This is a genomic window from Winogradskyella sp. PC-19 (genome assembly GCF_002163855.1).
In the GTDB taxonomy this organism is placed as follows: domain Bacteria; phylum Bacteroidota; class Bacteroidia; order Flavobacteriales; family Flavobacteriaceae; genus Winogradskyella.
Map to the genome: position 1 here is coordinate 54,601 of NZ_CP019332.1, position 12,779 is coordinate 67,379.

Here is a 12,779-nt window from a genome sequence, read left to right on the forward strand (position 1 = left end):
GTCATTCAATAATATGTAGATTTATATACTCACAATCATGTTCGTTTCCGTAAATATAAAAAGGTTTTATAATTGGAAAGTTTTTAAATAATTCTCCGTCATTTTCAGAAAGAACTTCATTTAATAATAAAAAATATTTGTATTTGTAGGATTCATAAATACAATTATAAAGTTCAAAATCATTTATGAGTTGGTTGTATAAATCTAATTCATCAACTATTCTTTCAAAATCGAAAAGAGGCTTACTAAAAGACGTAGAATCGATTTTTTTTTCAAATTGAAATAATTGGTTTGAGTAATCATAGTCAAAATATTCAGGATTTTTTAAGATAGGAAAATCTCCTTTTCCATAAATTGAACACCAAGACTCAGAAAGATTATCGAATGAAATAAATAAAACCTGTCTTTCTAAAGAATCAAATTTGTCTAAATTTTCTCTTTGAAGTTTAGAAATTATTTTCTTTAAATCTGATTTCAAATTATTTTTTAGTAAAATTTCGTCAAACTCAAATTTTACTAACTTTTCAAATATTGAAGAAATTTTAAAGTTTTTTAGGGAGTTTTTAACTTCAGTTATTTCGATTTCATCCATCCGAAAATATACTTCTCTAGTATAGTTATTTAATACTATCTCATTGTTATCAATTAAATAATCTACAAAGTTTTTATAGTTCAGACTCTTAACTCTATTAAAGTTTTTGTCAAATAAATACTGTAAGTTTTTTCTAATATTTTCCGATTGACCTACTACTTCCATAACATCTAAATCTCAAAACTCATAAATAGTAACACCACTTCGTAACTTAGGCTCAATATAAGTGCTCTTTGGTGGCATTTTTAGACCTTCGTCCGCTATGGCTTTCATTTGTTCAATTGTTGCTGGAATCATACCAAAACCAACTTTGAATTCGTTACTATCGACCATACTTTTTAAATTAACGATATCTTTTTTACCGCTTAAATAATCTATACGCGTATTATTGCGTAAATCGTCAATGCCTAGTATTGGTTTTAAAACGGTGTCATAAAGTAATTGTGCGTCCAAAGCATCAAGAGATGTTTTAAATTTATAATCATTTTTTCTGAGGTATAAGGAGTAGAATTCTCCATCTAAATACATACTAAAATGATGTGCTTTAGACGGTTTGTAAGGCATAATACCTCTATTTTCGATACGATACACAGTATCTAATTGAATTAAAAACTCTTCTTTGGACATGCCGTTTAAGTCTCTTATAACTCTGTAAAACTCATGAAGTTTTAATTCAGATTCAGGAATCAAAAAACTCATAAAAGAGTTATAAGTTTCGTTGCCAGTATGATTATTGTTTTCAGCTTTTAATTCTTTTTGCAAAAGCGTAGATGAAGACGAACGGTGATGTCCATCTGCAATATAGAGTACTTCCATTTCTGTAAAAGCATCAGAAATAACACTAATGTCATTTTCGTTATCTATTTGCCATAAATAATGAGTGTCTCTATATGTAGTCGTAAATTCAAACTCAGCGCGTTGTTTCTGTATTTCTGAAACTATGATTGAAATATTATCATTATCAGGATAGGTGAGTAGTACAGGTTCGGCATTGAAACCTACTGTTTTTAGATAGTCTTTAAAGACAGTCTCACGACTTTCGATAGTATCCTCGTGTTTTTTTATAACATCATTTTTGTAGTCCTCGACACTGGCTGCAGCAACAATACCATTAAAGACTTGATGGTCTCTGTCTACAATGCGATAGATATAAAAAGATGCTTTTTTATCCTGAACAAAGACACCATCTTCTTTAAACTCTTGATACCTGTTTTTTACGAGTTGGTAACGTTCTTTACCAGATATCTCCTTATCATATTTATAACCAGGATTTACAATGTGTAAAAAAGAATACGGATTGTAGTCTAATCGTGCTTCGCGTTCTGGCTGAGTATAACTTTGATATGAGCGAGATGCCACTAAACTTACTTTATCTCGTGTTGGACGTACTGCTCTAAATGGAGTTATTTTTGCCAAATTAGTATCCTATTTAGAAAATTGTTTAGCTACATTTTCTGCTTTTCTACTTTCTGAATAGTCATAGAAGCCTTCACCAGATTTTACACCAAGTTTACCAGCACGAACCATATTTACTAATAATGGACATGGTGCATACTTTGGGTTTTTAAATCCGTCGTACATAACGTTTAATATAGACAAACAAACATCTAGACCAATAAAGTCTGCTAGTTGAAGTGGTCCCATTGGGTGTGCCATACCAAGCTTCATTACAGTATCAATTTCTGTAACACCAGCTACACCATTATAAAGCGTTTCAATAGCTTCATTAAGCATTGGCATTAATATACGGTTTGCTACAAAACCTGGATAATCATTAACTTCTGTAGGGATTTTACCTAATGTTTTAGATAATTCCATAATCGTATTAGTCACTTCATCACTTGTATTATAACCTCTGATGATTTCAACCAGTTTCATAATTGGTACAGGATTCATAAAATGCATACCAATAACTAGTTCTGGTCTAGATGTTACAGCACCAATTTGTGTGATTGAAATTGAGGAAGTGTTTGTGGCTAAAATAGTATCATCAGGACATGCCTCATCAAGCTCTCTGAATATTTTAAGTTTTAAATCTAAATTTTCTGTTGCTGCTTCGACTACTAAGCTGGCAGATTCAACGCCTTCAGTGATACTTGTAAAAGTTTCTATGTTTCCTAATGTTTCAGATTTATCATCTTCTGATATTCTTTCTTTAGCCACCATTCTATCTAAATTTTTAGCAATGGTATCCATGCCTTTTTTTAGAGATGCTTCACTTATGTCTATTAGTTGAACTTTAAAACCAGATTGTGCAAATGTGTGGGCTATTCCATTACCCATCGTTCCTGCGCCTATGACTGCTACGTTTTTCATTGAGAATTATATTTATTCCTATTTAAATAAGAATTTATTTAATTAATTATTTGAATTGTTTTGTGAGAATTAAAATTGATTGATAATCATATTTGCAACACGCAAAGCCTCAGTACCATCATGTAGGGTTACTACTGGTTTTGTGTTGTTATTAATTGCGTCAGCAAATGTTTCTAACTCGTCTAAAATTGCATTATTGTTTTCTATTTCAGGATTGTCGAAATAGATTTGTTTTTTTAAGCCTTCAGCATTTTGAAGAATCATATCGAAATCACCAGGGTTTTCTGGAGCATCTTTCATTTTTACAACTTCACATTTCTTTTCTAAGAAATCTACTGATATATAAGCATCCTTTTGAAAGAAACGTGTTTTGCGCATGTTTTTTAATGAAATACGACTTGCTGTTAAGTTAGCTACACAACCATTTTTAAATTCAATACGGGCATTAGCAATATCTGGAGTTTCACTAATTACAGAAACACCACTTGCGGATATGTGCTTCACAGGTGAGTTAACAACACTTAAAATAATGTCTATATCGTGTATCATTAAGTCCAAAACCACAGGGACATCAGTTCCTCGAGGGTTAAATTCTGCAAGACGATGTGTCTCGATAAACATTGGGTTTTCTATCTGGTCTTTTACACCAATAAAAGCAGGATTAAAACGCTCTACGTGACCAACTTGCCCTTTAACGCCGTGCTCTGCAACCAAAGTTCTAATAGTTTCAGCCTCTTCGACTGTATTTGTAATTGGCTTTTCAATAAAAATATGTTTGCCTTTCGAAATTGCTTTTTTTGCACAATCATAATGGCTTAGTGTAGGTGTTACAATATCTACAACATCTACAGCATCAATCAATGCATCAATTGTATCAAAGTATTTGTAACCAAATTCTTCGACAACTTTTTGAGCATTTTCGGGATCAGCATCGTAAAAGCCAACTAGGTTATATTTTTTAGATTGGTTGAGTAATCTTAGATGAATTTTTCCAAGGTGACCAGCACCAAGAACACCAGCGTTTAGCATGTTTTTCTGTTTTTCACAAAAATAATCGTTTTCAATGAAAAATATCGAAAAGCAATTATAAAAAACTATTAATTCAATAATATAATACTGAATAAAATTATGTTGGAATTTGCTGTTTGTTGAATTATTTTAGCATTAACTAAACTACCATTTTTGAAAGATACATTTAAGCATCAAGGTATGCGACAACAATTAGTTCAGATTCTTATAGATAAAGGAATAAAGGACGAAAAAGTTATGGCGGCTATTGCAAAAATACCAAGACACTTGTTTATGGATTCTGGTTTTATAGATCATGCATATCAAGACAAGGCGTTTCCTATTGGTGCAGATCAGACCATTTCTCAACCATACACTGTCGCTTTTCAATCTGAGTTGATGCAAATAAAATCTGGAGATAAAGTTCTTGAAATAGGAACGGGTAGTGGTTATCAAACTGCTGTATTAATAGAGTTAGGTGCTAAGGTATTTTCTATTGAACGCCAAAAAGAGCTGTTTAAAAAAACATCTAAATTTTTACCAAAATTAGGTTATCGTGCTAAGAAATTAATTTTTGGCGATGGCTATAAGGGCTTACCTGATGAAGCACCTTTTAAAAGTATAATTGTTACTGCTGGCGCACCGTTTGTTCCCAAACCACTATTATCTCAATTAGAAATTGGCGGACGCTTGATTATCCCTGTAGGAGACGCTATACAAACAATGAACCTTTTCATAAGAAAAGGACCAAAGGAATTTGAACAGCACGAACTCGGTGAGTTTCGTTTTGTGCCCCTTTTAGAGGATAAGAATTGATGTGTATCAGATATTTATTAATGAAATCTTACTTTTTGAATACTAAAATTCATATTTAAATATATATAATAATATTTCTGGCAGATTATTATTATTTTAGTTATCCCTGATAATCAAATTAATAAATAAACCTACATCTAATGCCTGCTAAATTAACTAACGCTTTCCTGTGCTCTATATGCATAATATTTATTTCATTCTCTCAAAATAAAAATAGTAAAGCACCTTTATTAGATGTAGTTGCTACTAATTTTAATGCAGTAGAGTTAGATTCTATTTCTAAAGAACTCCTTACTGAGTTTAGGAGAGCTAATTATAATGTAATTCTCGAAAAAGGACCAGCGCTTTTAAAAAATGCAATTGCTTTGAATGATTCTGAGCTAGAGTTAAGAATGAGCAATGCTATTGGTAATACTTTTATTCAACTTGAAGATTTTGATAATGCAAACCTGTTTTTTAACAAAGCATTGAAGGTGTCTGAAAAACAAAACGATACGCTTGCAGTAGTAAATACATATATAAATTTTGGGAATACCTATTTTAAGACTGATAGAAAAAAATCTGCAGAGTATTTTGAAAAAGGGTTGAAGATTGATTATGGTGGAAAAAGAAGTAATCTTGTTAAATACATCTTGCACAATAACCTTGCAGAGCAGTATATGGAAATGAAAGATATAAATGCTGCTAAGTATCAATTAAACAAAGCTATAAGTTATTTAGAATCAAAAGATTTAGAACAAATGCGTCCTTCTTTTAAAGGTGCAATAAAGTATATTGAAGCAGGTATAAACATGCTAGAAAATGATACAGAATTGGCTATCACTAATACGTTAAAATCGTTAGAGTATAAAGAATATTTAGATGAGACTTATAGGTTAGGAAACTATAAACGCTTACTAAAAGCTTATGAATTAACTGGCGATTTTATAAATGCAGTTAACACCTATAGAGTTTATGATTCCTTGACCAATATAAAATATGAAAAAGATAAAATTAAGCAGCTTCAAATTGCAAGAATTGAAATGAGCATGGATAAAATGAAGCAAGATTTAATTGAGTCAGAATTGAAAAATGAATTAGTCTTGCAGAAGGCTAATAGAGATAGGATATATTTAATTTCACTCGTGGTTTTTAGTATGTTTTTAGTTCTAGCATTTGTTTTTTTAATTTGGTTAAGAAAAAAAAGAGAAAAGCTTTTAATTGGACTAAAGATTAAAAATAAACAGTATCTAAAAGCTAAAGAGAAGTCAGAAAAATTAGCTAAGAGTAATACACGTTTTTTATCAACAATTAGTCACGAATTAAGAACACCACTCTATGGTATAATAGGATTATCCTCATCATTTTTAAATAACCCAAAGCTAAATGACTTTAAAGATGATTTTAATTCTTTGAAATTTTCTGCAGATTATTTACTGTCTTTAGTTAATGATGTTTTAAACATTAATAAATTTTCATCCGCAAATGGAAAGGAGCTTAATAATTTAAATTTTGACCTAAAACAACTACTAGATAATGTAGTAGAGTCTTTTTCCTTTCTCAATGAAAAACATAACAATAAAGTCTCAGTTAATATAGATTCCCGTATCTCTAATGTAATTTATGGTGATAAAAATAAACTGCTTCAAATTTTATTTAATTTAACTAGTAATGCTAGTAAATTTACGGAGGATGGCTCTATAGTTATAAGTGTAACTCATAAAGAAAATTTTAACGATAAGTTGAATTTAAATTTTGAAGTAAAAGATACCGGACGTGGTATTCATCCAGATGATCAAAGAACTGTTTTTGATGAATTTTCCCAGGCAAAAGATTCTATTGATGATGATATTGTAGGGACTGGGTTAGGTTTAACTATAGTAAATAAAATTTTAAAAGTTTTTGGAACCGAGTTGCAAATGCATAGTGTTTATAATGAAGGAACTACTTTTTCTTTTAATATCGAATTAGCTGTAGGAGACGAAAAAAAATTATATAAGAGTAAAGTTATTAAAGATATTGAATACCTTAAAGGAAAAAATATATTGATAGTTGATGATAATAAAATTAATAGACTTGTTACCAGAAAATTGCTAGACCAACACGGTATGATTTATGCTTCCGCTAAAAACGGTAAGGAAGCTGTAAGTCTGGCTAAAAATAATACCTTCGATTATATTTTAATGGATATTAATATGCCTGTAATGAATGGTATAGAGGCTAGTAAATTAATAAGAAAGTTTGATACAACAACTCCAATCATAGCTCTAACTGCAACAGACTTTCTTGATCCTAAAAAAGAGATTTTATGTCATGGAATTGACGCTATAATTGTAAAACCATATACTACTGAAGCTCTTATATCTAAATTCCTGTATTTAGAAAAGAATAAAGAGAATTAGATAGAAATTTAATATTCGTAATTAAAGGTGTCTTTAATAAACTTAGTTTAATATTCTAATCTATTGCCTTCTTATAAGCACTTTTACCACCAACTACTGGCAAACTCAATGTTGTTTTGTTTAGTTTGATTGATAACTCTGTACCAGCTTTTGGATGTAATGTAAACTCTGGGTCACTAGAAAAAATCATAAGACCAATTTGCTGTCCTTTTTTGATAATTTGGTCGTCTGGTTGTAAATCGAAATTTACCGTGTAAAACTTCCCAGGTTTTAAATCTTCCTCATCAGTTAAGGACTTGTAGTTTTTTGGGTCAGCCCAACTTCTTGTGATTAAATTTTCGGTAATCTTAATTTTTTCTCCATCTTCAAATGGTAAAGAAACTAAATAAGCAGATAGGTTAACTGCTGACTTATTTGATGATAGAGCAACACTCACTTTTGCCACTCCTGAAATATGTAAATCTTGCTTCAAAGTAGTCGTTACATATAATAATCTATTCTGAGAATTTTCTGATTTCACTAAGTCTTCCCATGAGAAGCTAACATCATCAGTTAGTTTTTCGGTAGCTTTATTACCTTTTGATGTTGTTAATCCACCTGCTTTATTTCCGCCAGAGGTCAAATTTAAAACAACGTCTTGTGCATCTGGATTCGGGTAATCTTTATAAGCTGTTGGTTCTTGTCTGCTATCGTATTCTCTAACTATATAGGCTTTGTTTTCTTCATTTTCTACACCATTATCAATACCATGTAGGTATTTGGTAAACCATTTATTCATCTGAGATGTTGGTGGTGGTCCACCATGACCATTTTGATGGTAATAAATCTTTGTATCTAGTCCCATTTCTTTTGCTTTCATATAAATACGATAGCTATGTTCTGGCATTACATTCCAATCGTTAAAACCATGAGACATAAATAATGCTGCTTTCATGTTTTTCATCTTTGGTAAATAGTCGCGATTGTACCAAAAATCGTTCATATCACCGGTTTGTCTATCCATACCATTCATTAATTCAGTATCACGAACAGTTTTGTTGTTGTACGCACGTTTATCTTCATCGCCACTATGGACAAAGTCATAAAGAACATCTATATCTTCACCTAAATAACCACCAGGAGAACGAACTAATCCGTTAGAACGGTAATAATGATACGATGAGGTATTAGGCGCAATTGGGATAATAGCTTCTAAACCCTCAACACCAGTCGTTGCAGCTGCCAATGGAAGTGTGCCGTTATATGAAGTTCCTGTCATACCTATTTTTCCGGTTGACCAATACGCTTTAATTTCTTCAGAACCATTTCGTTCTGTAAATCCTTTTGCTTTTCCTGTTAACCATTGTATTACAGCTTTTGGAGCTAATTCTTCATTAAGACCACCAATTGTTGGTGCGCCATCGGACAATCCAGTTCCAGGAGACGAAGAGTGCACAACAATATAGCCTCTAGGTACCCATTTTCTAATATGAGAGTTAGAAATTATTGGACGTTTTCCTCTGCGTTTTACTTCTGGATGAAAACGTTCTTCTCCAATCTCTCCGATTTCATGTTTTACATTCCACATCGTACCAGGTGCATCAGCAGCAACGCCGGCAAAATATGGACTTGTTACATAAATGACAGGTAATTGTAAACCTTCGGTTTCTGTTTGCTCAGGTCGCGTAACAGATACATGCATTCGGTCTAGCTCACCATCACCATCAGTGTCAAATTCTGTTTCTACCCAAAGGTCATGTCGTAAGTATTTTGATGCGTCACTAAAGGCTTCAACAATTTGTGCTTCACCATCTTTAAAAATTAGTTTTGCTTTTTCTTGAGCTATACTAATAAGTGAAATTGAAAGTGCTAAAACTAATGTTGTTATAGTCTTTAAGTAATATTTCATAATAGGAATTGTGTTCTTTGATGTTAAAAATAAGCACTAATGCTTAAACCACAAATGACTTTAAGGTTTTGTTTGGTAAACTGTTGATATATTAAATACTGTTTATTACCTAATATTAATTCTTTGGTAAATATTTATTAGGAATTGGAGTAGTTTCAGATTCTTGCATCCAATAGATGTTTATAATCCACCAACGCTTTCCGTCATTTAAAAGCTGAATACTGTTAATACCTCTCATAAATGGTTTGGTATCTGCTTTACTTCTAAAAGATTCGTAAGTACTAAAGACTTGTGTGATGTTACCAAAAGTGTCAGTAGTTCGAGCAATTTCTACTTCATGAAATCCATTTTCTAAGAGCCATTTTCCTGAGGTTTTTATATAATCATCAGGTGACATAAAACGTGCAATAGTTTCTTGGTCTTTATTTTTTCCAGTAGGAATCAACTTGGCATTTGGATGAAATAAATGCTTGAATAACTCCCAGTTTCTTTCAACACCTTTATCTCCTGATATTACCGAATATAATGTCTCAATTGTACTGTCTAAAGTTGAAACGTTTTTAGAGTAATCTGGTGTTTCTTTTTCTTGTCCTAATAGGTTAAGCCCAACAGATAAAGTAAGTAAAACGATTAATTTTTTCATGATTCAATTTTATTATAATTATGAAATTCCTTTTGGTTTCTCATTCGGTGTGACAAAAGCGTCTAGAAAAACTTTAGGCCAAACACAAAAGCATCGCCCTGATACCCGTTTTGGTAAGACCTAATATAATCAAATCTTAAAAAACGCCATTTACCCCAACCAATATTGTCTAAACCTATAGAGAATTCTTGATAAGGTTTATTATCAGGTGTTGAAAGGTTATGAGCACCGACAACGAGATTAAAATTAAGCTTATTTAGTAATGGTATTTTTCCTAAAATAAAACCATTAAAATCGTGTTCGGCATGCATTTCTAAATAACTGTCATTGGTACTTGCATCGTAATACCCTAAGTTGTTAAAAACATTAGTGTAGTTGCCACGACGGCTAAAATTAATTTGATTTCCATTAAAATGTTGAAAATCCATGAAGGCAATATCATCGGCGTTAAAAAACTTCCCACCTCTTATATTATAGCCAAAACGCCCTTTATTACCTACAGTAAATGACTGGTACAATCGCGCTTTGATTTGGTCAAAATTATAATCGCTATTTGTAGTGCCAAGACCTTTTTCATAACCTAATATAAGCGTTGGATACTTGTCATTAGAAATATTAAACTTACTATCAGGATAACTTAAATAATTTTGCCCAAAATTGATTCTTGCCGAAAGATTAAACTTTACGATATTGTGATTTTCAAATGGTGCTACACCAAAAGCAGTTTCATTTAATGGATTATTACTTGTGTATGATTTATCTGCTTCAGGATAAAAGGTTTGGTCAGTTGTATTAAAAAGCGCACTTCGTCTTTCATAACTTAAATTTGAATTGATTCTAAAACCATTAAATAATTCTTCTGAATAACCTGCTTGTATAAACTGACGCTCGTATAGCTTCATGTAGTTTTCTATAAAAAACAGAGAAGCAACAGTATTCTCGGTCTTAGAGATTGGATTAGTTGCATTAAACTGATTTACAGTAACACCACCAGCTAGGCTAACAAAAGAGCGACTAACATTATTGAATTTATAAGTTAAAACTCCGGTAGCTCTTAATCTATCGTCCGAAAAGCCATAATTTATATTTGCAGTTGCCGAAAAGTAGCGCCTAAATTCGTCATAACTTTTTCTATAAAATATGTTGGCATTAGCATTCCAACCTTGAACGGTATTAAAGGAGCTTTCCGTAATAGGTATATCAAAACCAAAACTGTAATCTTTATGAGAGTTTTGATAGGTGTAACCCAAAAGATTACCTAATTTAAATTTGTTTCGAGCTCTGTCTACAGAATCTAAATATGGTTTAGATTCTCTCACTAACTGGATACTATCTTTTTTGACATAATCTGTTACCTCTTCTTTTGTTAATGGTACAGGTCTAATTTTATTCCAATACAATGAATCTTTTTTGTTGGCTTCATTCTCAAATGCTACTAATTCTCTACCAAAATCCTTTTTAGAAATTGATGGGTTAAATGTGTAATTGCTATATACAGCAGTAAATCGGCCATCTCCTTTGATTCCAAAAAGCCCATATTTAAAATCTATACTCTGAGATATTTTTGCCCAAATATCATCAGTTTGTGAGTAAGAGAAGTTTTGTTTTAATGTAATGGTATCTACTACTGGAATTCTGGCTTGAGCTCCAGTAATATCTAATTCTAGTGCGTAAATTGTCCATTGGTCTTCGACTATATAAATAGTTCCAGAAAAAATTGGGTCATTTTCACGTTTTGGAGTCACAATTATTTTATTGATGAGGTTTCCGCGGTCATCATAGAATACGCCATCTAATTTATAGCGATAATATCCAAAAGCATTATTGGCAATTGGAGATATAATCTGATTACCAAAAGGGATAGTGTTATTGTAAAAATTATAGTTAACGTCTTGTGCGTTGTTAAAACTGAAACCATTATCATCGCCACTGACTTTAGAGGCTATAATTTTTTCTTTAAGCTTATCAGGCCTTAAAAATTGAAGCTTAGAAATGGTTTCTGAAAGATAAATAATACCACTTCTGGTAGAATCTAGTCCATCAATTTCTACCTCTTGGCCAAGAAATTTTTCTGGTGCATCTTCAATTTTTATTAATCCGCGAGAGTAGAAATCAGAATAGTAACTCTTTATTTTTTCAAGATTTTCCTTTCGCTTTGCTATAGTCTTGCGCATTATAATATTTGCAGGATTTTCTTCGGAATTTATTACAACTTCATCTAAAGAAACGTTTTCTTCTTCTAGAGTTATATTCATGGTATATGGAAGTTCTTTTACCTCTATAGATTTCTTAATCGTTTTGTAACCCAAATACTGAAATACTAAATTGTAATTTTTTATTTCAGTGACATTTAATTCATAGTTTCCTGCATCGTTAGTAGTTGTTCCTTTATAAGTGTTTTCTATATATACATTAACGAAAGGTAGCGGCTGGTTTTTAGCATCTGTAATTTTACCTCTGATTTGAGAAAATGAGAAAAATGTTGTGAAAAGTAATACAGTAAAAAGTAGAGTTCTTTGCATGCTTATGATTTGATGATTTATTTATATAGACGTGACAATTTAAAAAATGGTTGCCTTAAAAATCAAACATAGATTAAAACTTAACGTACTAACGTTAGAGCTATCCTAAAATTATTGGAAATTTTTCTTAATTCTGTCTAGATTCCTCTTATTATCACGGTCTTTTATGGTATCTCTCTTGTCGTAGAGTTTTTTACCTTTTCCTAATGCAATTTCTAGCTTGGCTAATCCATTTTCATTAATAAACAAGCGTAACGGAATTATTGAGTTGCCTTTAATATTGACCTCTTTTTCTAGCTTTTTTAGTTCCCGTTTATTGAGTAGTAGTTTACGGGTGGCTTTTGGTGCATGGTTGTAGTAATTACCAAATGCATACTCTTCAATAGTCATATTTATAACAAAAAGTTCGCCTTTGTCATTAAACTCACAAAAACTCTCTGCAATTGACGCTCTGCTAGAGCGAATAGATTTTATTTCAGTACCTGATAAAACTATTCCAGCAGTATACCTGTCCAATATTTCATATTGAAATTTTGCTTTTTTATTGAGTATGTTAATCTTCTGCTGCATGCTTGACAAATGTAAGCAAATCCCTAATTTTACGACTACAAAA

At 31.6% G+C, this 12,779-nt stretch carries 10 protein-coding genes; 2 read left to right on the forward strand and 8 right to left on the reverse strand.

Features of this window, described 5'->3' with window-relative positions; all coding sequences use genetic code 11:
* Position 1: 1 nt before the first annotated feature.
* The 4 genes from BTO05_RS00270 to BTO05_RS00285 form a co-directional block, all read right to left on the reverse strand.
* Positions 2 to 757 (reverse strand): hypothetical protein, encoded by a 756-nt coding sequence (locus BTO05_RS00270; RefSeq protein ID WP_087490734.1) that lies wholly within the window; start codon positions 755 to 757, stop codon positions 2 to 4.
* Positions 758 to 769: 12 nt separating this feature from the next.
* The gene (locus tag BTO05_RS00275; protein ID WP_087490735.1) at positions 770 to 2,008 is read right to left on the reverse strand and encodes a DUF1015 domain-containing protein; all 1,239 of its coding nucleotides are present in this window, start codon (positions 2,006 to 2,008) and stop codon (positions 770 to 772) included.
* A gap of 9 nt (positions 2,009 to 2,017) precedes the next feature.
* Positions 2,018 to 2,908, reverse strand: coding sequence for a 3-hydroxyacyl-CoA dehydrogenase family protein (locus BTO05_RS00280; RefSeq protein ID WP_087490736.1), 891 nt, complete (start codon positions 2,906 to 2,908; stop codon positions 2,018 to 2,020).
* Positions 2,909 to 2,977: 69 nt separating this feature from the next.
* Complete coding sequence (locus BTO05_RS00285; RefSeq protein ID WP_087490737.1) at positions 2,978 to 3,937, reverse strand: Gfo/Idh/MocA family protein; 960 nt, start codon at positions 3,935 to 3,937, stop codon at positions 2,978 to 2,980.
* A gap of 153 nt (positions 3,938 to 4,090) precedes the next feature.
* Here BTO05_RS00285 and BTO05_RS00290 point away from each other — a divergent pair, with 153 nt between their 5' ends.
* Both BTO05_RS00290 and BTO05_RS00295 read left to right on the forward strand, forming a co-directional pair.
* Positions 4,091 to 4,732 carry a protein-L-isoaspartate(D-aspartate) O-methyltransferase gene (locus BTO05_RS00290; protein WP_087490738.1) on the forward strand — a complete coding sequence of 214 codons (642 nt, stop codon included), beginning with the start codon at positions 4,091 to 4,093 and terminating at the stop codon, positions 4,730 to 4,732.
* A 140-nt stretch (positions 4,733 to 4,872) separates the two neighbouring features.
* Entirely contained in the window at positions 4,873 to 7,113 is a 2,241-nt protein-coding gene (locus BTO05_RS00295) for a response regulator (protein ID WP_087490739.1), read from the forward strand.
* Between the two features lie 55 nt (positions 7,114 to 7,168).
* Here BTO05_RS00295 and BTO05_RS00300 read toward each other — a convergent pair whose 3' ends face one another.
* From BTO05_RS00300 to smpB, 4 genes are all read right to left on the reverse strand, one after another.
* Positions 7,169 to 9,001, reverse strand: coding sequence for a Xaa-Pro dipeptidyl-peptidase (locus BTO05_RS00300; RefSeq protein WP_087490740.1), 1,833 nt, complete (start codon positions 8,999 to 9,001; stop codon positions 7,169 to 7,171).
* Positions 9,002 to 9,116: 115 nt separating this feature from the next.
* Entirely contained in the window at positions 9,117 to 9,644 is a 528-nt protein-coding gene (locus BTO05_RS00305) for a hypothetical protein (protein WP_087490741.1), read from the reverse strand.
* 62 nt (positions 9,645 to 9,706) lie between these two features.
* Positions 9,707 to 12,166, reverse strand: coding sequence for a DUF5686 and carboxypeptidase regulatory-like domain-containing protein (locus tag BTO05_RS00310; protein WP_087490742.1), 2,460 nt, complete (start codon positions 12,164 to 12,166; stop codon positions 9,707 to 9,709).
* Positions 12,167 to 12,277: 111 nt separating this feature from the next.
* Entirely contained in the window at positions 12,278 to 12,736 is a 459-nt protein-coding gene (smpB, locus tag BTO05_RS00315; RefSeq protein WP_087490743.1) for an SsrA-binding protein SmpB, read from the reverse strand.
* Between the last annotated feature and the right edge of the window lie 43 nt (positions 12,737 to 12,779).

Coding starts and splice junctions, on each gene's coding strand:
- BTO05_RS00300 (WP_087490740.1), bottom strand. CDS start 9,001: ATGAAATATTACTTAAAGACTATAACAACATTAGTTTTAGCACTTTCA.
- BTO05_RS00295 (WP_087490739.1), top strand. CDS start 4,873: ATGCCTGCTAAATTAACTAACGCTTTCCTGTGCTCTATATGCATAATA.
- BTO05_RS00280 (WP_087490736.1), bottom strand. CDS start 2,908: ATGAAAAACGTAGCAGTCATAGGCGCAGGAACGATGGGTAATGGAATA.
- BTO05_RS00310 (WP_087490742.1), bottom strand. CDS start 12,166: ATGCAAAGAACTCTACTTTTTACTGTATTACTTTTCACAACATTTTTC.
- BTO05_RS00270 (WP_087490734.1), bottom strand. CDS start 757: ATGGAAGTAGTAGGTCAATCGGAAAATATTAGAAAAAACTTACAGTAT.
- smpB (WP_087490743.1), bottom strand. CDS start 12,736: ATGCAGCAGAAGATTAACATACTCAATAAAAAAGCAAAATTTCAATAT.
- BTO05_RS00305 (WP_087490741.1), bottom strand. CDS start 9,644: ATGAAAAAATTAATCGTTTTACTTACTTTATCTGTTGGGCTTAACCTA.
- BTO05_RS00285 (WP_087490737.1), bottom strand. CDS start 3,937: ATGCTAAACGCTGGTGTTCTTGGTGCTGGTCACCTTGGAAAAATTCAT.